Annotated in this window: 17 protein-coding genes; 11 read left to right on the forward strand and 6 right to left on the reverse strand. The window is 45.1% G+C overall.

From position 1 onward, the window contains the following. Nucleotides 1–567 precede the first annotated feature (567 nt). Genes B5F71_RS11865 through B5F71_RS11900 form a run of 8 tightly spaced genes read left to right on the forward strand, consistent with a single transcriptional unit; the run spans nt 568 to nt 10,360 of the window. Nucleotides 568–1,140 carry a hypothetical protein gene (locus tag B5F71_RS11865; RefSeq protein WP_087210580.1) on the forward strand — a complete coding sequence of 191 codons (573 nt, stop codon included), beginning with the start codon at nt 568–570 and terminating at the stop codon, nt 1,138–1,140. 32 nt (nt 1,141–1,172) lie between these two features. Next, the gene (locus tag B5F71_RS11870) at nt 1,173–4,280 is read left to right on the forward strand and encodes a tubulin-like doman-containing protein (RefSeq protein WP_087210583.1); all 3,108 of its coding nucleotides are present in this window, start codon (nt 1,173–1,175) and stop codon (nt 4,278–4,280) included. A gap of 11 nt (nt 4,281–4,291) precedes the next feature. Next, nucleotides 4,292–5,089, forward strand: coding sequence for an Ig-like domain-containing protein (locus B5F71_RS11875; RefSeq protein ID WP_087210586.1), 798 nt, complete (start codon nt 4,292–4,294; stop codon nt 5,087–5,089). A 9-nt stretch (nt 5,090–5,098) separates the two neighbouring features. Then, the gene (locus B5F71_RS11880) at nt 5,099–6,220 is read left to right on the forward strand and encodes a hypothetical protein (RefSeq protein ID WP_143269888.1); all 1,122 of its coding nucleotides are present in this window, start codon (nt 5,099–5,101) and stop codon (nt 6,218–6,220) included. Next, nucleotides 6,210–6,926: a hypothetical protein gene (locus B5F71_RS11885; protein WP_143269889.1), complete on the forward strand. Its 717-nt coding sequence runs from the start codon at nt 6,210–6,212 to the stop codon at nt 6,924–6,926. Before B5F71_RS11880 ends, B5F71_RS11885 begins: the two co-directional genes overlap by 11 nt. 8 nt (nt 6,927–6,934) lie before the next feature. After that, entirely contained in the window at nt 6,935–7,954 is a 1,020-nt protein-coding gene (locus tag B5F71_RS11890) for a hypothetical protein (protein ID WP_087210595.1), read from the forward strand. An 11-nt stretch (nt 7,955–7,965) separates the two neighbouring features. Then, nucleotides 7,966–9,567, forward strand: coding sequence for a hypothetical protein (locus B5F71_RS11895; protein ID WP_087210598.1), 1,602 nt, complete (start codon nt 7,966–7,968; stop codon nt 9,565–9,567). Nucleotides 9,568–9,607: 40 nt separating this feature from the next. Further along, nucleotides 9,608–10,360: a hypothetical protein gene (locus B5F71_RS11900; protein ID WP_087210601.1), complete on the forward strand. Its 753-nt coding sequence runs from the start codon at nt 9,608–9,610 to the stop codon at nt 10,358–10,360. A gap of 184 nt (nt 10,361–10,544) precedes the next feature. Here the strand turns inward: B5F71_RS11900 and B5F71_RS11905 are convergent, their stop codons facing one another. Next, nucleotides 10,545–12,554 carry a cytochrome c biogenesis protein CcdA gene (locus tag B5F71_RS11905; RefSeq protein ID WP_087210603.1) on the reverse strand — a complete coding sequence of 670 codons (2,010 nt, stop codon included), beginning with the start codon at nt 12,552–12,554 and terminating at the stop codon, nt 10,545–10,547. 71 nt (nt 12,555–12,625) lie between these two features. Next, nucleotides 12,626–13,999, reverse strand: a complete 1,374-nt coding sequence (miaB, locus tag B5F71_RS11910; protein ID WP_087210606.1) for a tRNA (N6-isopentenyl adenosine(37)-C2)-methylthiotransferase MiaB — start codon at nt 13,997–13,999, stop codon at nt 12,626–12,628. Nucleotides 14,000–14,316: 317 nt separating this feature from the next. Here miaB and B5F71_RS11915 point away from each other — a divergent pair, with 317 nt between their 5' ends. The 3 genes from B5F71_RS11915 to B5F71_RS11925 all read left to right on the forward strand — a co-directional run bounded on the left by B5F71_RS11915 (nt 14,317) and on the right by B5F71_RS11925 (nt 18,317). After that, nucleotides 14,317–14,643: a hypothetical protein gene (locus tag B5F71_RS11915; RefSeq protein ID WP_087210608.1), complete on the forward strand. Its 327-nt coding sequence runs from the start codon at nt 14,317–14,319 to the stop codon at nt 14,641–14,643. A gap of 25 nt (nt 14,644–14,668) precedes the next feature. Continuing rightward, complete coding sequence (locus tag B5F71_RS11920) at nt 14,669–16,165, forward strand: acetyl-CoA hydrolase/transferase family protein (protein WP_022039137.1); 1,497 nt, start codon at nt 14,669–14,671, stop codon at nt 16,163–16,165. Between the two features lie 121 nt (nt 16,166–16,286). Continuing rightward, entirely contained in the window at nt 16,287–18,317 is a 2,031-nt protein-coding gene (locus tag B5F71_RS11925; RefSeq protein ID WP_087210611.1) for a glycoside hydrolase family 65 protein, read from the forward strand. 33 nt (nt 18,318–18,350) lie between these two features. Here the strand turns inward: B5F71_RS11925 and B5F71_RS11930 are convergent, their stop codons facing one another. The 4 genes from B5F71_RS11930 to B5F71_RS11945 form a co-directional block, all read right to left on the reverse strand. After that, a complete protein-coding gene (locus tag B5F71_RS11930) occupies nt 18,351–19,337 on the reverse strand; it encodes a DUF3089 domain-containing protein (RefSeq protein ID WP_241148599.1) in 987 nt (328 codons plus the stop codon). After that, a complete protein-coding gene (gene dusB, locus B5F71_RS11935; RefSeq protein WP_022039134.1) occupies nt 19,330–20,346 on the reverse strand; it encodes a tRNA dihydrouridine synthase DusB in 1,017 nt (338 codons plus the stop codon). Before dusB ends, B5F71_RS11930 begins: the two co-directional genes overlap by 8 nt. A 134-nt stretch (nt 20,347–20,480) precedes the next feature. After that, nucleotides 20,481–22,115, reverse strand: coding sequence for a RagB/SusD family nutrient uptake outer membrane protein (locus B5F71_RS11940; protein WP_087210613.1), 1,635 nt, complete (start codon nt 22,113–22,115; stop codon nt 20,481–20,483). Nucleotides 22,116–22,131: 16 nt separating this feature from the next. Then, the gene (locus tag B5F71_RS11945; RefSeq protein ID WP_343285805.1) at nt 22,132–24,936 is read right to left on the reverse strand and encodes a TonB-dependent receptor; all 2,805 of its coding nucleotides are present in this window, start codon (nt 24,934–24,936) and stop codon (nt 22,132–22,134) included. Nucleotides 24,937–24,976 lie beyond the last annotated feature (40 nt).

A 24,976-nucleotide genomic window follows, 5' to 3' on the forward strand; every position in this document is an offset into this window, starting at 1 on the left:
TGAAGTTTACGTAAATTTTCTATTTCTGATGTCGACAACTGCATTTCCATGCCGTAAAGATACAACTTTTAAACGAATTATTCGCATTTCACTTACTTTTGACTATAAAGAGCTGTGTCCTAATCCGTAAAAAAAATTTCAAATTGATTTGTTTTTCCAAAAAATATACATACATTTGTGATGCTTCACGCCGATTTCCACATTTGTTGAATTAGTGGAAAAGCGGGAATCATATATGAAAGGCGTTTACTAACGCTTTGGGCTTGACGTTTGGAAAATTCGTAACTTTTCCAATCGTAGTTAAAACAAAGCAGCAATAGATGTCCAAGGGTGTGTATACACTATAATTTCTGTCTATATCATCTTATTATATAAGAGATAGAAAAACTATTATACATATCGGCGTGGGCTCTGCGTTGCTCGTTCTACTACGATGGGCAATGCGAAGGCCTCCAAGCGTAGGACGAGCAACAGGTACAGGCTCACGTCTTTCATTTTTGTCCAAACTAAATCTTAATTCGTCTATGGAATGAGCCTTTCCTGACACACAACAGGAGGTATGCACTTATGTGGGGCTTGTTCGAACTTCTCAGATTCTCTTTCAGCAGCATCATTTGGGGTATCCTAATTACTGCCATTTGCCTTGCCTTATTTTTCTTCCTGATACGCGGCTGGTATCGGAACGCCACATTCACTCCCATCAGCTATGTGATAGGCTTTTTCCTCTTCCTCTTGCTTGCCTTCCAATGCACGATGATTGTGGGTGCCATCAAGATTATCAACATCAGTCCTTACTATGAATCGCAAATCCAGCAACTGGTCGGCACGTATTTCCCTCCTTCACAAGAAATCACCGGACAGGAATCCGAACAGGTAATCGACTGGCTTGTCACGGAATACCCTATCCTCCAGCATTACTTCGACACCGGAGAGTTCACCGGCTATACCGCCCAGCAGCTCCCTGCGGTAATGGGTGCCGAAATCCGTTCGTTCCTGCGCTTTTATATCCTGCGCCGCTTGTTGTGGTGCTTAGGCTTTGTGATTGTGGGGGCGGTGCTGGTGATTAGGAGTATATCAAAGCAAAAGCGTTACAATAACTATACATCAACAACATTTACGGACTCAAACGATGTATTCTGATGGAATCAATAACAATTTAAAATATTAATATTATGTCAAATCATCTTATTATCGGGCTAGGAGGAACAGGAGGCAAGGTTCTCCGTGAATTGCGGAAACGCATCTATGAAGAATACCATAGTAATGAACCGGGTGGAGGTGTATACTTAAATTACATTTATTTAGATTCATCTCCAGCAGACCTTAATGACAAAAGCGGATGGAAAGTTTTAGGCAAAAGTGTACATCTTGGTGATGCACAAAAGGTAAATATCAATGGGATCAGCACCTCAATGCTTCAACATTTAGAGATGTATCCGGGTTTGCAAAGTTTCATATCTCCTAGAGATGAGGAATTGATAAAGGAACATATGGGTCCATTAATCACGGCAGGTATTGGAGGACAACGTCGTAGACTAGGACGTATGCTGATTGCAAACAATTTAGCGGATAAAAGCAATAAGAATAATTTCAACAACGTTTTACATGCTGCCGTAAATCAGTTACAAGATGCATCTAAGGTAAACGATGTCACATTTCATATTTGCGCCGGATTAGCAGGAGGAACAGGTTCGGGATCTATCGTAGATGTCCTTTCACAGATTCGAAAGACATATCCTTATCAAGAATCAACACATGCCTTTAAAATTCGTTTATTTCTCTATATGCCGGAAATAAACATGGTATATCCTGACCATGATAGTGGCTTTTATCAGGCAAATGGATACGCTGCTTTGATGGAGTTGAATGCCATCAGTACAGGTAAATACTATCCTCTTGATGTTACAGGCGAGAAAGATGTATTTACACAAGAAGTTCAACGTTTAATGCAGGGACAAGAAGGTTTTGAAGTCGCTTATATATACAGCAACGTAAATGAAAAGGGGAAAATTCTTGATTTAAGCAGTCGTTTACCTTCAGATGTAGCAGATTTCTTGTTTCAGACAATAGTTGTCGCCAATCGTAATGGCACCGCAGGCAAAATGTCCCGTTTAGTTGGATGCGAGAATGATGGAGCCGGACCTGAACGTGACCAAAATGGAGATCTTAACCGCAGCCGTAAATTTATGTCATTCGGAATTACCAGAATAGAATATCCGGAAACAGAAATCGATGAATATGTTACCTACAACTATGCCATTCAAGCTACAAGACAATTAACGTATAATTTATGGCAAGAAGGAATCGGGTATGGTGTATGTTCTCTTGAAGAAGTGGGTTCTGGCTTTGTTGATGAAATAAAAGATATAAACAACAGAGAACGGTTTAAATTATCGAATGCTCACCTTACATTAGAAAAACCAATCAAAGAATCTCCGAACACGACTAAATGGAAAACTTTTTACAATACATGGGATACTAGAACCAAACAATTAGCGGGACTTGTACAACAACAGCATCCTAAAAAAATGTGGTTGGAACAATTCACGAAACTGATTGATAGCTATTTCACGGATAATTTCCGCCAACATGGTGTCAAGAAGTTTTTTGAGATACAGCAACAAGAATTGAAAGGTTATGCAAAACATATTCGTAGACATATAGAAACATTGCTTTTCAATGATTGGGCCGCAGGAACTAAAGGCAGTAAAAGCATACTTGAAATAGAAAAGTATGCACAAATATTACGAGATGATTGTGCGGACCGTATAGAAAGTTTTAAGCAACAAATCGCCAAATTGGAATTACAATTGACAGAACATGCCAATGCCGCCAAAGCTGCAGAGAATGAATGGAAAAATATCGGATGGGCAAGAGATACTTTTACCAATGCTTCTTCAAGAGTGTTCAGTGGTTTCTGTTCCGCAAAGCGTAATTATTATGAAACATCTACAAAGAAAGAATCTTATGGTTATGCTGTATTATTGTTGCAAGAAATCATTATTGAATTGAATAGCATGATTGAATGCATCAAAGCAGTCAAAACAGATATGGACGCAATCTTGGATAATGTAGTGAAGCAAGCAGAATCAAGATGCAAAAAGGATTCGGTACAAGACAGTTCTGTTATCAAAAAATATGATGCGGATAAAGTACGAGAATTGACAAAAACATACATTATCAATCATAACTATCAAAACGAAAATGCGGCAGAAATCCGCAGAAAGATGATAGAGGGACTTGGGGAAGAAGGGGAACACACCTTTGCAAACCTTTATGCCTCAATGGATCATGATACGGTTACAGACATTATACTTAATATCTGTTCTAAAAATGCTCGTATGGCAATGGAAAATACAGCGAAAAATGATCCGTTGATGAAATTGATAGGGGTTAACATTCTTGACAAACTCAAAGTTGATTTAAATTCAGATGAAAAGATAGAGGCTTTTGTAGATTATATCATTGATTTTTCGCGTTCTTACGTGCAATTCAATTCAGCAGAGACATCTAAAGTGATAAATGACAATGAAAGCAAAATGATGTCAATGGTACAGATTGCCCTTCCCAAAGCAGAAAGCGAGCCTGCTCAAAAATTCTGCAATAAGTTGATTGCAGCCTTTCAGAATAAGGTTCCTGGCTTTATCCCGAAATTTGTAGATGGTGACCTTTCTGAAAATGTAGGTCATCCCAATCAAATAGTTGTAGTTTATGCAAATGCAGGATTCCCCTTACGTTATCTTGAAAATATGCGTATGTTAAAGAAAAAGTATGATCAACTTTTAGCTTCTCCGCAAAAGGAGTTAAACAAAATGGTTCTTCATACAGAAAGTTTCTCGAAACCTTTACCTCCTATTTTTGAAGCAAGTCCTGAAGAGTTGGAAGGTTCTGTAAAAAGGCTTCTGCTATTAGCTTTTGCGCTTAAATTAATAAAGCCTCAACAAGATCCAACAACAGATGAAAAATTCCTTGCAATGAATGAGCCAGATGAAATATTTGGAGACAATTGGATAAAACTTGCCAAAGATTTTACTGCCTGTATAAAGGTTTTAAGTCATGATTTCAAGAAATACAAACAACTTGAATTTCAAGTTGAAAAAGAACTGAGGACACAAGCAAGAAGTAATGACCAAAAGAAAGAATTGCAAAAAGCTGTAGGTGGGGTAGTTAAACAAATTATTTTGCCTTCTGTATGTGAAGGAAATGAATATAATCCTAAGTATGCAGAATACAAAGCATTAGCTATGAGTATTATTAATAATGAGTTAAATTGTTTATAATAATTTGAGTTATGGCAAAAATAAAAGGAATTTGTGTCAATGACGAATGTGAATTGTGTGACCAAATACAAGAAGCTGAAAAATCGGATTTCGTATGTTCTAAATGTGGGAAAGAGTTGGTTCCTTCTGAAGGGGGAAATACAAACAGAGAGAAGAATAAGACACTCATGTATGTCATCGGCGCAACAGCAGTAATAGCTGTTGCCGGCGGAGCAACCTATTTCCTAAGTGCAGGCTCCGACACACCGATAACCAAGCTGGAAATAGCGGACTACGACCCGATGGTTTGGGTCGATACAACCGATACATTAACCGTTGTGCCTACTCCGGCAGATGCGAAAGCTACGTATATCTGGAGTTCGAGCAATGAAGCCGTGGCTACGGTAATGGACGGAGTAGTAAAAGTTGTGGGCGAAGGAGAAACCACCATAACCGTCAAGGTGAAAGGCAACGAAGAGATTTCTGCTACCGCCAAGCTCTATTCGGAAATCTACGAAGAATATGAAGGACCTACTGTAGAAGAACCGGAAGACAAAGGGAAAGATGAAGGAACTACAAAGCCTGTTCAGAAACCTGTCTCGAATAAAATCGACTTAGGCTTCGCTACTTACAAAGGAGACCTGAAGAACGGCAAGCCCGAAGGAAATGGAACAATGACCTTCAAGACCCGGCATGTGATTCCAGGTTCGAAAGGAGATATTGTGGCAGAACCTGGAGAATATGCTGTAGGTACTTGGCGAAATGGAGAAGTGAATCTGGTAACTCTTCACCAGAACAATGGGAACAAACCTATCATCACACATAAATAAATAGTAGTTATGAAAAAAAGCCATTGTCTGTTATTGGTCTTGTGGATATGTGTCTGTTCTCCTGTTTGGGGAACTGGGTATTATGCGACTGCCCGTTTGCGGGCAATGGCTTCTTTATTGTCCCTGCCGGGTATTGATACATTATCTACCGGAACTCATACGCATTTCGCTTATAAGTCGCGTCCGTTGGTTGTGCGGGTCAATGTCTGGGGCGAAGTGGAACATATCGGTTTAAGGCTTTTTACGGAAGAAATGAAAACAGGCGCATCTTTACCAGTCTATGATTTTCTTGAACGCTATCTGTTGGAACGCGACTTGTTGAAAGGAACTGACGAAGAAATCCGTTTGGGGTTTGACAACATAGTGTGCGAAACCGGAAGTTTTGCCGATGCGCTTCGGCTGGACAGTACCCAAACGTTCAATATTGCTTACCAGCCCTTTAGCGGTTACCGGGCAAGTTGGTCGGAAAAGGGGAAAGAACTATTGGCTTTGGCTTTCGAAGCAGATTACCAATTGCTATCCGGTTGCAACCTCATCGAACTAGAGAATAATTACTTAAGGGATATGCAAAAATTCCATTCGGATGCATATAGCTCTTTTAAGTATGAATCTGTTTCGTTCCCTAAAACAGGTATGTTTTATATAAAGAAAGGTGCTTCTTTTCTGATAGAAAGCATCCGGAACGACCTTTATTTTCAGAAAGACGAGGAACAGGGTTGGAAACTGGTAAATAGTCCCCGGAAACCTTATCAAAGCATTGCCAACCTGTTTCTTACCAAAGAAACGAGTGAAAATTACGGACTATCCATCACGCTGGATATGTATGGATATAAAGAAGCGAAAGACACCATTTGGCTGAACGATTGGCTGGACATGTGTGAATGGGAGGAATGCACACCTTATTTCGGGATGAAAGCCAAGACTGATTCTACCTATACGGGTACCTTATTTATGGTAAACGAAGCATGCGGATTCATTCACATGCTGAGTGTCGTTGTTCCCATTGATACCATGGAAAAGCAAGAAGGGCCTATCGTGGGAAGGCTGTTTGTCTATATCCCGACACGGAGCCTGAGAAGAGAGTTATTATTCAATATTACCGATTATAAAGCAATAGAAAATGAAAACTAAATTTTGCCTGATGCTTCTCCTCGTATTGCAAGCCCTAACAGGAAGCTATGCCCAACAGACAGAGGAGCAAAAAAAAGAAATCAACAAGATAAAGAAAAGCTCGCTTTATCTGTATGCCGAAACCACGATGCCTGATAAGGAGGAAGCGATGATGACCGCTATTGATATGCTGAAAGATGAAGCGCAAAGGTGGGTAAGCGAGAAGAAAAAGAAACAAGAAACGGATGTGGATTGGGAAGTGGTGATGACCAACGTCACACAATCATATAATAAAATAGAATTGCCCAGAGGGAATATGTACCGGGCATTCGCCTACGTGAAGAAATCGGATATCATCACGGGCAAGAACGTGATTGTTTCGGATGTAGAGATGCCGGATTCCGAGGTAGAAGAAATAACGGAAGATCCCGCATCGCAACCCGCAGAACAACCGGAAGCCATCAAACGGCTGCTTGCCTTGAAAATGTACGATGAAGTTCCTGCCTGTGTGGAAACCTTAAAGAAAGAAGGGTTAATAACGGAATACAACCGGTATGCTTCCCTCTCCAACCCGGACGATTACGTACTGATTATTTATAACCGGGCAGGAGAAGTCGAGGCAATCCTGAGCGAAGGGGCGGAACGAATCAATATGCGTACCCTGCAAGCGGACGGAGTTGCCAACTACAAAGGGCGTGGAGCCATTGGTGTGAAACTTAGCAAATAACATAACCCATGAAACAATTATTCTTATTCATAACAATCCTTGTACTTAACGGATTTTTATCCGAGAAAGCCTGTGCACAAGAAGTATCGGTAATACTTACAACCGATGAAAGCTTTTCCAACCGCGCTATTATAGATAAAATGCAACGCAATTTGTCGCAAGTGTTGACCGAGATAAACCGGGCACAGAAAGAGAACCGGTTGCTTAATACCGTAGGGCTGGCCCTGGATGATTTTGCCGACCGCTCCCTGCACATGCTTTGGGCAAATATCCACTTTTATTGCGACGATGAAGAGGTGGTAGAACGTTGCTGGGTATTCGGCGACGGAGAAGAATACATGGTGAGCCACATCCCGTTGATTATCCAGATGGAAGGAGATGAGTTCGGCAACGGGACCTATCAAGAAGCGGTGGTCGACTTCGACCGGCAAGGACGCATCAAAGATTTCCGCTTCTCGCTGGATGCCCAATTAGGCGAAAGCATGGAACATTGTGGCGTAGCCGAAGTGGAGAAACGGATGAAAATAAGAGCTTATTGCGAACGCCTACAAACGGCATACAACCAAAAGGATATCGATTTCATAAACCAGATATTCAGCGATGACGCATTGATTATCACCGGTACTGTAGTATCAGTCAAACCAATGGAAGACCGGTATGCCAACAAACTCAAAGTCGTATATAAGAAACAAAACAAAGAGCAATACATCGCCAACCTGAAAAAAGCGTTTTTGCGCAACAAGTGGATTGACGTGAAGCTCAGCGACATCGAAGAAAACGGCAATTTGCCAAACGCATGTGCCGGCGTTACCCGTTCAAAAATAAATCCCAATATGTTCGGTGTCCGGCTGCGTCAGGAATGGCGTTCGAGCAATTACAGCGATGTGGGCTATCTTTTCCTGCTTTGGGATTTCACGGATGAAGATAAACCTGTTATCCATGTGCGCACGTGGCAACCGGAATTTGTAGGCAACGTAAGGCAAGAACCGGATGTGAACATATCCACTCTTGGAGCTTTTGACTTATAAACATACTTATCATGAAAACATTATATTACAGCAGCAGGCTTGTATGCACATTGTTCTTCTTTTTAGGATGTTCCATCGGCTTATCCGCCCAAAACGATTACATCTCGAACAGCCGTATAATTAATGAAGACCGTATAGACGACTTGAATGGAGACTGTGGCATACTGCTGATTTCCAAGCATAAGGATTTGGTGATTTATCCTGTAAAAACCGAAAAGAAGGATTTCCAAATCAAGGTAGACGGCAAACGGGAAGACGGACTGTACGAGTATCGCGTAATTTTCGATAAGGATGCCACGCGCAACCCTAAACTCGAAATAAGCCGGGAAGGAAATGTATATAAAACGGAGTTCACCAGCGTCATCAAGCCGGACTTCCTCATCGCTTACCTGATAGAAGAAGTGACCAACCCTATCCGCATGGACGACCAGACGCAGCCAAGCGATTTCGTGACTGATGAAAAACTGGCGGAAATAGAGTTTACCACCTCTATAAAGGATTTGCAAATAGCCTGCCCCATTGAATTGCAAGCTAAAATAGAACAAAAGGTTAATCCTTCGGACGAAAACATCCACATTACTTCCGTGATTATCCCTGTCGCTACCTTGGAAGCAGGAAAGAGCAAAATGGAACTTGCCCAAAAGGAATACAAGGACTGGTTCGCCAAGCTGGAAAATGACGAGAATGCAGCCGCAGAGGATGCTAACTGGGAAAAACTGGAAGAGTTGGAGCAAAAACAAGATGCCGCTGAAATGGCTTATTCGGAACTGACCAACTTGGAAGTCTATGCCGACCTGACCAACCGCCTTTCTATCAACATCGGTGACTTGAAAGGAAAAATGAAAAAGTGTTATGCCGTATTAGAACTGGTAAAAACCGATACCGTTATCGTAGACCCGTATGACGCGAAGATAACGGAAGGAAACCGCCTTTTCGGCATCCGCAAATATAAAGACGCAAAGGAAATCTTCGCTTTAGCTAAAAACGAGCAAGGCGCGAACGAAACCCAGCGTAGAGCCGCACAAACGTCTATCAACCTATGCGATACGTGCATCTTTTACGATGAACAAGCAGGAACGGCACTTCGTGAAGTAATCCGCATCCGGAAAACAGGAGGCACACAACAAGAGGCCTATCAATATGTGAACGGAGCCATTGAGTTTATCCAAAAACTCTACCACCTTAACCCCAGCGTGTTTTATAGCGAACGCATCGACCGACTGGAACGGCAATTGGAAAAACAACCGCTTTTCATTATGTTCACCTGCGTAGAGTGGAAAACGCTTCAAGAGGGCAAGGCACTGCAAGGGTTAGAGATATGGGCGTATAAAGGAAAACAACGTCCTCTATCTTCCGCCTATAATTCGGACAGAAAATTCCGGAAAATGCTTGACAAGCAAACCGCCGACTTTGAACTTATCGGTATAACAGACGAAAAAGGAGTGGTAGAATTGGAATTCAACCGTGCCCAACTGCCTGCCGGTATCTTTTTCCGTCCGCAAAACGATGGAAAAACAAAAATAGAATACCGGAACATGCAAGACGTGATGTTGCAAGCCGAAGGAGACTTCACACACCGACAAGTCCGTATGAAAATGTATACCAAGAATTAACTAATCTTTAATAAATCAAATTATGAAACACTGTTTATTTATGAGAAGCCTGTTTATGGCAGTAATGGCACTCTTTTTGGTGCAAGGAGTATCGGCACAAAAATGGTTAAACAAGTTAAACAAAGGATTGGAAAAAACGAACGAAGTCTTAGACCAAGTAAATGGTACAACTGAATCATCTGAGAAAACCGATGAACAATCGGGCGACACTATCAATGCGAAAACATTCTTAGATAAAGCTCCATCCTTCGAAGTAAAGAAACTGACCATACTGAATGAAAATGGTGATACGCTGCGATACGAGGACGGAAGCATACAATATCATTACCTCGTGTATGACCAAGACGGAAAGATATGCCATCCGGAAACGGCAAAGAAACTGACGAATGCGGCTTTAAAATCGGGTGGTCTTATCTTGTTGAAAATAGGAGGCGGTGCAGCTGCAGGAGGTTTGCTTGGGAAGAAATTCGGAGGGAAAAAAGGTGCTTGGATAGGAGCTGCTGCAGGTTTGGCAGTTGGAGCAGCTCTTTCAGCGGATGACATCAAAAATGTGAAAAAGAAAACCAAAGAATTGAAAGCTTACAAAAGTGCATTGGAAAAATATGAGGCAACTTTTACAGAAGAAGGACTTCCTCGCGATGCAGAAGCAGACTTGTCTGATTATGTAGATTGCGAAGAACTGACACAAGACGCGCAAGTCGTGCAAGCGCAAATCAAGGAATCTATCGAACAAGGCGAAGGTATGAGTTTGGAAGATGTTGATATGGACGAGCTGGACAAATTGCTGGGTTGAGAAGGGCGTATGTCACTACGCTTGTAACCAAAGACCGGGTGACTGGAAATAATCCTGTTGCGGCACTTTATACTGCACAATCCTATTACAGGAAAAAGTTTGGTCTGGATAAATGAGGCATGGTGTCCTGATAAGAAGACGCCTGTTGTTGATGAAACCTACATCAAACAACAGGCGTCTGTTTTTATTTCTTGTAGTTCTTCAGTCCTGTCTGAAGGAAATCAATGTATTTTGCTACATCCTCGTCGTACGAATACGACTTGTTGAGCGGATTGCCTTCATTGTCTAACAAGACATAGAATGGCTGGGCATTGGCACCAAACTTAGACCGTTGCAGGTAACTCCACTTATCACCTACAGTACGAAGCGTGCGTTCCTTGCCGTTTTCCATTACCTTGATAGGTTCGGGCAACTTGGTCTTTTCGTCTACATAGAGTGTAATCAGCACGTAATCTTCGGTAAGAAGCTTACTTACTTGCGGGTCTGTCCATACTGCAAGTTCCATCTTACGGCAGTTCACACATCCGTATCCCGTGAAGTCTATCATTACCGGTTTGCCTTGTTGGCGTGCATATTCCATGCCGGCATCGAAATCCATGAATTTGGCGTGTACTTCATTCTTGTAAAGATTGAAGTCTTGCGTCTGCATGGGAGGTGCAAAGGCACTTACAGCTTTTAAGGGTGCTCCCCATAGTCCTGGTATCATATAGACAGCAAAGGCGAGAGATATAAGCGCAAGGAAAAAACGACCTACACCTACTTTGTTGCTATCATCATCGTGCGGGAACTTGATTTTACCCAACAGGTACATGCCCAGCAGTCCGAAGATGACAATCCACAGGGCAAGGAAAGTCTCGCGGTCCAGCAGGCGCCAACCGTATGCCAAGTCTGCCACCGAAAGGAACTTGAGAGCAAAAGCCAGTTCGAGGAAGCCCAAGACTACCTTGATAACGTTCATCCAGCCTCCCGACTTCGGCATCGACTTGAGCCACGAGGGGAACATCGCAAAGAGTGTAAACGGCAAGGCAAGCGCTATGGCAAAGCCCAACATGCCCAATGCCGGGGCGATAATACTGCCCGTAGTAGATACCTCTACCAACAGGAAACCGATAATCGGTCCGGTGCAAGAGAAGGATACCAGCGACAAGGTAAATGCCATCAGGAAAATGCTAAGCAAACCTGTTGTGGATTCTGCTTTGCTGTCAACCGCATTGCTCCACTTCGAAGGCAAGGTGATTTCGAACGCGCCGAAGAACGAAGCGGCAAATACCACCAGCATCAGGAAGAAGAAAATATTGAAGATGGCATTGGTCGATAAGGCATTCAGTGCACTTGCGCCGAATATCAATGTAATGGCAAGCCCTAATGCCACGTAAATTACTACAATAGACGCACCGTATGTCCACGCGTCGCGGATGCCTTTTTTCTTGTCTTTCGAGCGTTTCAGGAAGAAGCTGACCGTCATCGGAATGATAGGCCATACACAGGGAGTGAACAAGGCGAGCAGCCCGCCGATGAATCCGGCGAAGAAGATGTATACCCACGAATGCGTATCCTGTTGCTGGGTCTCGCCGAACTCGGATAATTCCTTAATAACCGGCTTCCAGTAGTCTGTCGTTCCTTTCAGCTGTGCAGAAGGAGCTGGAACATCGGCTGATGCTACTGAAGTTGTATCGGCAGGAGCAGACGAGACAGGTACCACGTCGCTCTTTACCGGTGCGTTTGCCGAAGGTGCATCAAGTTTTCCACTGTATGAGAAGTCAACAGCGGTAGGAGGCAGGCAGTTTTCATCGTTGCAGGCTCCGTATTCCAAGTAACCTTTTACAGTATAGTCACCTCCTGTAAGTCTCACCTTTTGAGTAAACTTTGCCGTTCCTTCAAAATAACGCACTTGCATGTTGAATATCGGGTCAATCTGCTCTATTTCTCCATTACCAGGAATGAGTTTGCCCACCAGTTCTGCTCCAACTATTTCGTCTACATTAAATGTCGCAGAAGTGGGTCCTCCTTCTTCAAGGTTGGTAGAATATACATGCCAGCCGGCATCGATTGTACCTGTAAAGACAATTTCGGCTTCTGTGGCCGAAAGATTTTTCCATTCAGCTTTGAACTGTACCGGGTCTTGCATTTGGGCAAATATCGGCAAACAGCACAAAAGGGCAAACAGCCAACTGAGTGTCATTCTTTTTTTCATTGTTCGTTTGGTTTATTTTTAGTTAGGTTCTTATTTATATTACTTTATTAAATGTAGTGTTCTGCTTTTTCTCAAACCACTTCTATTCCTTTGAGTGTAGCCGAACTTGAGTCGGTAATACGGACTTTTACGAAATCTCCTATCCGATGCATGCCACGGTCGAACACTACGACTTTGTTCTGTTCCGTCCGTCCGAACAATTGCTCTTTCGACCGTTTGGAAATTCCTTCTACCAATACTTCGAATGTCTTGCCTACATCTTTTGCATTGCTTTCTGCCGAAAGTTGGTTCTGAAGTTCTATCAGCTCATTCAGCCGGCGGATTTTTACCTCTTCGGGTATATCATCGGGCAAATGTTTCGAGGCATATGTGCCGGGACGTTCCGAATACTTGAACATAAAAGCAGAATCGTAGGCACATTCGCGCATCAGCGAAAGGCTCATCTGGTGATCTTCTTCCGTTTCCGAATGAAAACCGGAGAAAATGTCAGTACTCAGTCCGCAATCTGGAATGATGCGTCGGATGGCTGCTACCCGTTCCAAATACCATTCACGGGTATATTTCCGGTTCATCAGTTTCAGAATACGTGAACTGCCGCTCTGCACAGGAAGATGGATATGTTTGCACACATTGGGCACTTCGGCTATTACGTGAAGTGTCTCGTCGCTCATATCCTTGGGATGTGATGTGGTAAAACGGACACGCATATCAGGTATCGCCTCTGCCACTGTGCGCAATAGTATTGGAAAAGTAATAACGCTGCCGTCTTCCTGCTCGAAACGGTACGAGTTTACGTTTTGTCCCAATAAGGTCACTTCCTTATAACCTTTCTGTCGAAGGTCATTCACTTCATTCAGGATGCTTGCCACATCACGGCTCCGCTCACGTCCGCGGGTATAAGGAACAATGCAGTAATGACAGAAGTTATTGCATCCGCGCATAATCGATACGTATCCTGAGATGCGGTTGCCACAAATGCGTGAAGGTATCACATCGCGATATGTCTCGGTAGTAGAAAGTTCCACATTGATAGCTTTCTCTCCTGCTTCTACCGAAGCAATCAGGTCAGGCAAAGCGAGGTAAGCGTCTGGTCCTGCCACTAAATCGACGTGGTGATTAGTTATCAAGTCTTCTTTCACCCGTTCAGCCATACAGCCCAACACACCTACAATAAGGTGTTTACGCTTCTTCCGCAAGGCATGGAAAAACTCCAGCCGGTTTAGGATTTTCTGTTCGGCATTGTCGCGGATGGAACATGTGTTCATAAACACAGCATCGGCTTCATCCAGTGTGTCGCAAGGCGTGTATCCGGCCATCTGCATAATGGAAGCCACCACTTCACTATCAGCTACGTTCATCTGGCATCCGTAGGTCTCGATAAACAATTTTTTTGTTTCTTTTCCGGTCGCGGATTTAAAGTCCGTTCCCGCAATCTGGTTTGTCATACGATTAATTATTTATATTATAGATTCTAAGCACGGCGGGAATGGATGACAAAATTATCGGCCATTTCTCCATGCATTATTAATTATTAACAAATTCAAAGTCATCAAGACAGATTGAAATACACAAAAACAGAACCTTTGTTACCCATTTCCCGCATTTCTGCCCACCTGTGACTCACTTTCCTATCATAATACATACCCAAAACGGGTGCAAAGATAATAATTCTATTCCGTATCGCACAATAAGCAAACAGTTCTTATGATTCTTCGGTGAAAAATTACTATCTTTGGCAAAATCCTTTTTTAATAATACGAATATGTCGAATTTCCTTATCATACTTGCCATTATTGCCATTGCCATTTATAAGCAAGCGACAAAGGAACCTAAGAAACGGCCGTCCAAACAACCGAAAACGACGGTTCCATTTCCTATAGAATCTGTAGAGGAAGCAGAAAATGTTGTAGAGAAAGTACAACCGGCACAGCTCATTAAGCCGGCACGCCGTGTCTCAAAACCACGGAATACACCACCTCCTGTTTCGTCAGACTTTTCTTGCCAGCCCCGGTCTGGCATTCGGTTCCGTACTCCTTCGGAAGCACGGAAAGCATTCATTTATTCGGAGATATTCAAACGGAAATACTAATACATATTTTTAATACCTGAACACTATGAACTACAACAGAATGACGGCGGCAGAAGCTGCCAGCCTGATACAAAACGGTGAAATCATAGCTCTTAGCGGCTTTACTCCGGCAGGAAGTCCCAAAGCCGTTACGGCCGAACTCGCTAAACAAGCCGAAGAAAAACATGCGCGGGGTGAAGAGTTCCGCATTGGAATCATCACAGGAGCCTCAACAGGCGACTCGTGTGATGGGGTATTGACACGGGCACATGCTATCAAGTTCCGTGCCCCTTATACCACCAACACCGATTTCCGCAAAGCGGTGAACAATGGAGAAATCAATTACACCGACATTCATCTTTCGCAAGTGGCTCAACGCTTACGGTCCGGTTTTTTGGGACATGTCACTACTGCCATTGTGGAAGCTTGTGAATTGACTGATGACGGACGTATTTACCTTACTGCCGGCGTAGGCATTACACCTACCATCGCTCGTCTTGCCGACCGGGTCATTATTGAACTGAACGCTGCACACAGTAAACGCATCATTGGTATGCACGACTTGTACGAAATGGAGCGTCCTCCCTACCGTCGTCCGATTCCCATCGTACGTCCCAGTGACCGTATCGGACTTCCTTACATTCAGGTAGATCCTCAAAAAATCGTGGGAGTGGTAGAAGTAGACATTCCCGACGAAGCACGCGGATTCAGTGCCCCCGATCCGGTAACGGATAAAATCGGGCAAAACGTTGCCGATTTCCTTTCGGCAGATATGAAACGGGGCATTATTCCTTCTACGTTTCTGCCTCTGCAATCGGGAGTAGGCAACATAGCCAATGCTGTATTGAGCGCCTTAGGCCGTGATTCGAGTATCCCTCCTTTCGAAATGTATACTGAAGTTATCCAGAATTCGGTCATTACCCTTATTAAAGAGGGACGTATCAAGTTCGGAAGTACCTGTTCGCTCAGTGTAACAAATGATTGCCTGGAAGACATTTACGAAAACATGGACTTCTTTGCCCACAAGCTGGTGCTTCGTCCGTCCGAGATATCCAACTGTCCCGAAGTAATCCGCCGCATCGGAGTCATCTCGATGAATACCGCCATCGAAGCCGACATCTACGGTAACGTGAACTCTACCCACATTTGCGGCACGAAGATGATGAACGGTATCGGTGGCTCAGGCGATTTCACCCGCAGTGCTTACATTTCCATATTCTCATGTCCTTCTACTGCCAAGGGCGGGTGTATCAGTTCTATTGTGCCCATGGTGTCGCATTTGGATCATAGCGAACATTCGGTTAATGTCATCATTACCGAACAGGGAATTGCTGACTTGCGCGGAAAAAGCCCGATGGAACGTGCACAGGCTGTCATTGAAAACTGTGCACACCCCGATTACAAACAACTTCTATGGGATTACCTGAAGATTTCTACCAAAGGACAGACTTGTCATAGTCTTTCTGCTGCTCTGGGTATGCACCAGGTATTCTTGAAGAAAGGCGACATGCGGCTTACCGATTGGAGCGAATTTGATTCTTGAACATATACCAATGAATAAAAAGACACGGAGACACAGGAAAATGTAACGTGAAAAAACAGTGCGTCTTCGTGTCTTTTTGTTTTCAATCATTTTGTTGTAATAACTTCAGTTGCTAAATATTATGAATCTACGTTGGTTAGGTATAGCTTTGTCGTGTATATTCAACTGGAATATAATGAAAGCAAGTGTAGAAAACGATGCCTTGTGGCAGGTACGGGCTACAGATTTGCATGCTTCGTATGCTTCGGCTCCGATGGCAAGCGGATGTATTGGCATTTTGCCGGATAAAGAACCTTTCCGCATAGGGCAGGTAGTGCTGAATCATGTGTTTGATGCAGCTGCTCCAGGTGTGGTGAGCCGGGTGATGAAAGGAATCAATCCTTTTGGAATACAGATGAAAATAGATGGCATGATAATAGATACTACCTGTATTAAGGCTTGGGAGCAGACGGTAGATATGCGCCGGGCAGTGCACCGCACAACATTTGAGGCAGGACGGAAAGTGCAAGTAGTGTCTGGATTACGTGCTTTGCGAAACCTTCCATACGCTGGATTGGTATCGGTGCAGGTGAAAGCACTGGCGGATGTAGTGCTGGAGATACGGAACGGTATGAATGTGCCCGATGATTATGCTGCAGATACCGTACGCTATCGCGAACTGGATGCCGATGGTACACGCTTGTATCTGTTGGAGGCAGAAGCCGTTTCTGCAAGAAAGTACAGGCAGGTAGCAGCGGCATCGACTTTTATGTTCGACGGTGCTGAACAATGGAAACCTTCGTTTGATAAAGCAACCGGTGAGCTGTTTTTTATGTTGCCTCTGAAAAAAGGTGAAACACTTTCGTTCTCGTTGGTAGGCAGTATTTGTTCGTCACGAGACTTTACTGATCCTTATAATGAAGCCGAACGCCAGGTGGTATACGCTGTTCACAAAGGAAAGACGCAATTGATACAGGCACATGAACGGTTATGGAATACCTTGTGGCAAAGCGATATTCGTATCGAAGGAGATGATGATGCCCAGCGGTTGGTACGTTTCGCCTTGTTCAATTTATATGCATCCTGCCGTGCCGGAAGCCGGTTGAGTATTCCACCGATGGGACTTTCTTCGCAAGGTTACAATGGACATATCTTTTGGGATACTGAACTTTGGATGTATCCTCCGATGCTTTTGCTGCAACCCGATATGGCACGGTCGATGCTTGATTATCGTGCAGACCGAAAAGAGCCTGCACGCCGGAAAGCAATGGCATACGGATATAAGGGAACAATGTATCCGTGGGAAAGCGACGATACGGGCGAAGAGGCGACACCGACATTTGCCCTGACCGGGGCATTCGAACATCATATTACAGCAGATGTGGGCATTGCTTGCTGGAATTATTATTGTGTGACCCGTGATTCTGTCTGGCTGAAGCGTGAAGGTTTTCCGTTGCTGAAAGAGATAGCAGAGTTTTGGGTAAGTCGTTCGGTATGTAATGCCGACGGTTCCTATTCGATTGTCGGGGTAACTGGAGCAGATGAATATGCCAATGGTGTAACCGATAATGCCTTTACCAACGCTTCCGCCTCGTTGGTATTAGACTATGCTTCCCGTGCCGGATGGGTATGTGGTGAGCAAGTACCTTCTGTATGGGGTAAAGTGAGCCGTGGTTTGCGTATCTTGCAGTTTGAAGATGGAGTTACGCGTGAACATGCCACGTATCAAGGTGAAACCATCAAACAGGCAGATGTCAACCTGCTGGCTTACCCGTTGGGAAAAATCACCGATGTCAGGCAGCAGCAAAAAGACCTTGCCTATTATGCTGAACGCATTGACCAGCGCGATGGTCCAATGATGTCGTATGCCGTTTTTTGTGTACAATATGCACGAATGGGCAATGCGGCAAAAGCCTATGAAATGTTCTGCCGTTGTTATCAGCCTAACTGGCGTCCTCCTTTCGGGGTACTGTCTGAAACACCTTCAAGCAACAACCCTTATTTCATGACTGGAGCAGGAGGCTTGCTTCAAGCCGTGCTGAATGGATTTTGTGGGCTTCAAGTAACCGAAGAAGGCATTATACAGTTGCCTTCGGTTTTGCCTTTGCACTGGAAAAAGGTTACGGTGACAGGAGTAGGAGTGGAAAAGAAAGTCTATGTACGGGAGCAGTAAAAGGGTATTCATCTCTTTTCATAGGGAAATGCATTACTGTGCCTGACGGAATGCCCGGATGCGTTGCAATACGTTCTTGCGCAGGTCTTCGTTATAAAGGTTGAACTCTTGTACGTGCAGGTTTCCTTTAGGCAAAAGGGCTGCCACGCTGGGGATGAAATACTGCTCTTCATCGATGCCCGTCACGATAAGTGTATGAATCGTAGTGTCTTGCGCGACGGTAAATCCTTGGTAAGAGGTAGCTGGGGTAGCATCGGTGCGCCAGTTGACAGGATTGATGCACACCACATTGTCTCGGAACAAAGGCGATACGGCATCGGGACGGGTTACGCTATTGAATCCGATGAGCACGCCCGTATCTATGGAGTCTTGTGCAGGGTGCAAGGTAGAATAACCGGCAAGTTCTTCCGGTGTCACGGTATAGCCGATAGCGTAAGTGGCGATGAGCTTCCGGCTGCTGTCGGGTGTCATTTCCCGTTTCAGGAGTTCGATAACCGCCTTGGCTCCTTGGCTGTGTCCCGCAAGGATGAACGGTTTCCCTTGGTTGTCGTGCTCCATATAATAATGGAAAGCGTCCGCCACGTCTTGATAAGCCAGCTTGAAACGCTCTTCGATGAGTGCCGTGTCCAAGGTGAGCCAGCTGTCCATCGAAATCTGGCGGTAATAAGGAGAGAAGAAGTTGCAGCTATCTGCCAATACGCTTTTAGCCAATTGGATGGAAGGGTCTGTCAAGGCACGTTGTTCCGTATTGAAGATGTCCATGTGGTGCCGGGTTTGCCCCAACGAGTCGGTATAGTCCCAAATGCAGGTCGGGACTACATAAAACAGGTCTACGTCTTTTCCCGTAGCGTCTTGCTTATTCTCGAACCAGCATCGGTTGTCCGAATAGTCTATTGTGTCGCTTGCGGGGGCGGATGAGTCTTTTTCGCAAGAAACCAGCGCAAGGAGCAGACAGGCGATGCCCGTCAGGTGAAATAATAGTTGTAAGCTTTTCTTGTAAGTTGTTTTCATGTTATTCATGTCCATAGGTTTGTTGCAGGTTCGCTTGTTCTTCCAATATTGTTTCGATATGGTCCAGTATCGCATAAAGCTCCACTTGGGTTTCGGCACGGAGCATAGCGATACGGGTTTCGCGGAAATTGGGAATACCTTTAAATAAAGGAGAAGCTGCCAGGTGACGGCGTACGTGGAGGATGCCCCGGCGCTCGTCGAGCAGGTTGATGCTGTCTTGTACCTCACGGCGTAATACGTCCAGCTTCCAGCGGAAAGAAAGTGGAGGAAGTTCTTCGCCCGTTTCCAGATAATGCTTCACTTCCTTGAATATCCACGGGCGTCCGAAACTGGCACGGCCTATCATAATGGCATCCACACCGTAGCGGTCGAAACATTCTTTTGCACGTTGGGGAGTAGTGATGTCACCGTTCCCGATGATAGGAATGCGCATACGCGGATTATTTTTTACCTCACCTATCAGGGTCCAGTCGGCTTCGCCGGTGTACATCTGTGCACGGGTACGCCCGTGTATGGTCAATGCCTCGATGCCGCAATCCTGCAACTGTTCGGCAAGTTCTACGATGACTTTGTGGTTCTCGTCCCATCCCAGGCGGGTTTTTACCGTAACAGGAATCTGCACCGCATTCACTACGGCACGGGTTATCTCCAGCATTTTGGGGATATTCTGAAGCATGCCTGCCCCTGCCCCTTTACCAGCCACCCGCTTTACCGGGCAACCGAAGTTTAAGTCGAGGATGTCGGGGTGAGCCTGTTCAACGATGCGTGCCGCTTCTACCATTGTATCGGTATCCTTGCCATATATTTGAATGGCTACGGGGCGTTCGGCGGCACTGATGTTGAGTTTCGTCATCGTCTTGTCTACCGAACGTATCAAGGCATCGCTCGATACAAATTCGGTATATACCATATCGGCACCAAACTCTTTGCAGAGCAGGCGGAATGCGGGGTCGGTCACGTCTTCCATAGGAGCCAGCACTACGGGTCTCTCTCCTAAGTCGATGGTTCGTATCTTCATGGGGTAAAGTTTCATTAGGATGGTTTTCGTTTGCAAAAGTAGTAAAATAAAAAGAGATGCTCCGTATGAAACATCTCTTTTTATTTGTCTGGCTGGCATTGAAGAGTATTTATGCCTTCCTTCCGTTTGCCAGATTATCTGTAAATATCCAGTTTCGGATGGTCGTTGTACAGATTCAGGTTTTGCAGCTCTTCCTGTTCAGTGATACGGAACAAGTAGTACTTGCTGTTCGGAACAAAATCTGTTCCGTCGGGAAGCTTCACGGTAGAGTGTCCTTGCAGGATAACGCAATATTTGCTTTGGTAAGCCTCGTCTTTATCATCGGCAAAGATGACATCTCCGGTTTCGGTTACGATAGGTGTCTTGTCGGTTACGCTTCCATCTTCATGTTCGTTATAAGTACATTCTACGAAGTGTTGCCATGCCTTACGCTCCACCGGTTGCTGGTTGCGGATGATATCAGTCAGTGCAAATCCTTCCCCCCACAATTCCTTGCGGCGTTCCAGCCAGATTTCTTTCAGGAGGTCATCACCTGTAGCTGTAATTTCGGCTGCGGTATAGCCCGGTTTCATACGTGCGTCGCGCAGTTCTTTCAACAGGCTTTGTGCCTCACTGGTTTTTCCCGGCAGGTGTGCTGCAGCTTCTGCCTTGATAAGGTACATTTCGGCTACACGCATCATCACAATGTCGGCAAGCATATTGTCGACATCGGCGAATTTGAACTTCGAACTCAGCATGGTCCATTCACCGTATCCGGCATTGGGCCCCCAAAAGAACATTCCTTTACGGTAATCATTATCATCAAACAGTTCTTTGAAATAAGGGTCTACATTCAGGCAAGAGTAACCGCTTCCTGGTGTCGTGCTATCTTTGAAATGAAAGTTATAGGCGGGAAGGTTGTCGTCAATAGTACATGAGTAACCCCACATCCATTCCTGATTTAAGGCATTGTTGAATCCGCTCTTGTATTCCGTTTCATTCATCAGGTAACGGTTTTTCAGGTTCATGGCCTCATCGGCATAATTGTAGGCTTCCTGCCATTCGCGGGCGTACAGGCTGGTACGTGCCAGCAAGCCTGCTACTACTGTATGGTCTATTTTATACTGGTCGGTCGCGTTACTTCCACGGTTATAATCCGTCGGAATCAAATCATATCCGGCTTTCAGGTCGGCAAGTGCCTGCGCATATACTTCCGATACGCTGGATGCGGGTTTTCCGGTTACTGCCATATCGTAACTGGTAGGCTCGGTGTAGATGGGTACACATACGGCATTAGGGTCTTTGTCGATGGCGAAAGAATAGTGGCTTGCCAACAGCATGTAAAGGAAACCACGTGTAGCGTAAGCCTGTCCCTTGATACGGTCTTTCTCTGTTTGTTCGCCTTCGATGTTATCAATGTTTGCCAATACGGCATTGCAGTTGTTGATGGGGTCGTATACCATGTCCCACATCACGTCATTGATTTCGCCGCGTCCATAGCCGTTTGTCAGGTTATAGCTGGATGAATATCCGTAACTGGTGGTACGCACTACGTCCGAACCGGCAAAGTCATCGTTCATCATGATGGCACCATAGCCGATGGAAGCATACGTTGAACCGCTATTGAAAATATAGTTCCATACGCCACGCATCACACGGTCGGCATTTTCTGTGTTTTTGTAAACGGCATCTGCATCGAGTGAAGTCGTGGGAGCCGTATCCAGGTCGCAGGCTGTAAAGGTGCAGGCAGCCAGTGCCCCAAAGCATATAGTCTTAAAATTCAGTTTCATAGTTTAAAAGTGTTTTTTAAAGTGTTACATTGATACCGAAAGAGAATGTCTTCATTGCCGGATAACGGTATGAAACCATACCATTAATAGGCTGTTCGGGGTCAAGTCCCTGCTGGTGGCAGAAAGTCAGCAGGTTTTCGCCCTGCAGGAAGATGCTTGCCTGCTTGATAGTGGCATAGTGCAGCCATTTCTCTGGCAGGTTATACGATAATGTAACGGTTTTCAGGCGCAAGAACGAACGGTTTACCAACCAGCGGCTGGAACTGCTGGTGAAGTAGCTGGTCTGGTCGTACGACAGACGCGGGATGTCGGTATAGCGGTTTTCAGGTGTCCACCGGTTGAGCATATCCTTGCTTAAGGTAGAACCGTTTCCTCCCGATACGCTGATCATGCTTTTGTAGTCGTTGTTATACAGCTTGCCGCCGATAGCGTATGAGAACAACATCGAGAGTGAAAGGTCTCTCCAGGTCAGGTCTGACTGGAAACCACCGCTTACTTTCGGCAACGAACTGCCCACCTTCACCTTGTCGTCCGAAGTCAGGCTGGAATAGTCTTCGGTGATTTTCCGGCTTCCGTCGGTATCGGTATAATACCATTGCGGATTACCGTTTTCCGGATTCACACCTGCCCATTCATACAACCAGAAGTCGTACAGCGAGCCACCTTTCACCCATTTCTTGGTGCTTTGCCACATCACGTCAGTAGGCAATTCAACGATTTCGTTCTTGTATGTCGTAGCGTTGACACTGAGTTTCCACGTCCAGTCTTTGGTCAGTACAGGCGTACCGTTAATGGTAAATTCCCAACCATAGTTTTTCAGTTTACCGATGTTGGCATCAATGCTGGAAAATCCTCCCGACGGAACGAGGTCGCGTGCGAAGAGCAGATCTTTAGATGCACGTTGGAAAAATTCGATGGTTCCGTTGAGGCGGTTGCTCCAGAAACCGAAGTCAAGTCCCACGTTCAGGTTCAGATTGGTTTCCCAACTCAGTTCCGGTGTTTCCAGACGTGAAGCGTGCAAGGTAGATTCGCCGAATGAACTGCCTATTTCATACAGTGCCTTATAGGCATAATAACCCACATTGTCGTTACCCTGTGCACCGTAGCTGGCACGGAGGGTCAGGTTGGTCAGCCAGTCGTTTGCAGCCTCTTCAAGGAATTTTTCACGTGAAATCTTCCACGAACCGCCAAACGACCAGAATGTTCCCCAGCGGTGGTCGGGGTGGAAACGTGACGAGCCGTCGGTACGTACCGATGCCGATACGAAATACTTGCTTTGGTACGAATATTCCGCACTGCCGAAGAAGCTCAACAATTTGTATTGGTCGCTGTTGCCATAGAAAGAACTCAGTGTAGAAGCTACATCGGGTTCGTAGTAACCGTCGGTAATGACACCGGTACGGGAACCTCCAAAATTGGACGTGTTGTATTCGTAATATTCCTGACCAGCCATCAGGCGTACGTCGTGATTTTCGTTGAACGTATGGTTCCAGTTGATGACATTATTATAAGTAAGTCCCGTTGTACGCACGTTTTCCTTCTCCACTCCACCGGTCAATGGTTCTTTGCCGTAAGTGGGATTGTCGTAAAAATGTGCGAAGCGGCTGTTGTAGTCGATGTTGAGCGACATTTTGTAGCTCAATCCTTCAAGGGGAGTGATTTGCAGATAACCGCGTATCGAAGCCGCATCGCGCTTGTATTCTTTTTTGTCGTACAACATGGATTGCGCGAAGTTATAACCGTTGTACGAACCTTTGCGGTAGTTTCCGTAATCGTAAATACGGTTGCCATTTTCATCCAGCAAATATTCGCCGGTGGTCAAGTCACGTTCATACACAGGATAAAACGACGGAATACTGCGGGCGGCCAGTACGATGTTTCCGATAGCCGTATCGTCTTGTTTCGGATAATCCTGAACAGAGTGGGTAGCCGATACGTTCAGTCCTACCTGCAACCATTTGCGCAAGTCGGTCGTGATATTGGTACGGAGGTTATAACGCTTGAAGCCCGAACAGATGTAAGCACCTTGGTCGTTCAGGTAGCCCAGCGAGAAATAATACTTGGTACGTTCGCTACCACCCGAGATGCTGGCACTGATATCAGTATAATGGGCATCCTGGCTTAAAGCATCTTCCCAACTGTCATCCCACAGCGGAGTAGCACCTGCCACGATTTTGCCATCCGTGCCTACCGGTTGGGGATATTGTGTGCCGTAAGGGTTGATACCCAAGCCACCTGTTGCCGTAGTGGCAAGAATAGAAGAAGCTGTCTGTGCAGCCGATTCAGCACTTTGACCGTTGTCCATATAGCTGTTGCGGAGTGCCTCCCATTGCAGCATGAAGTAGTCGTTCGTACTCAACTGGTCGTAGTCGCGTACGGCGCGACTCGAAAAACCATACTTGGCTGAAAGCTGGATGGTAGGAGCCGAACCGTTTTGTCCTTGCTTGGTAGTAATCATAATCACACCGTTGGCAGCACGTGAACCATACAGTGAAGCGGCGGCGGCATCCTTCAGTACAGTCACCGAAGCAATGTCTTGCGAAGAGATAGACGACAAGGCACCGTCGTAAGGCACGCCGTCCACTACGTACAGCGGTGTGGTGGTGGCATTGGCAGAACCTACGCCGCGAATGTAGATGCTGGCATCTTCACCCGGTTGTCCGCTGGTAGAGAACGATTGCAGACCAGCTACGGTTCCTTGCAATGCTTTCGACACGCTGGATACCTGTGAGGCGGCAATGATTTTCTTGTCCCTTAATTCCGCAACACATATTGTTAGAAATAAATTTAAAATACTGAGTAATAATATATTACCCAGTATTTTGCCATGTCAGAAGATTCACTTAACTTAGTGTTGCAAT

The sequence above is a fragment of the Bacteroides sp. An269 genome, from assembly GCF_002159755.1.
Classification (GTDB): domain Bacteria; phylum Bacteroidota; class Bacteroidia; order Bacteroidales; family Bacteroidaceae; genus Phocaeicola; species Phocaeicola intestinalis.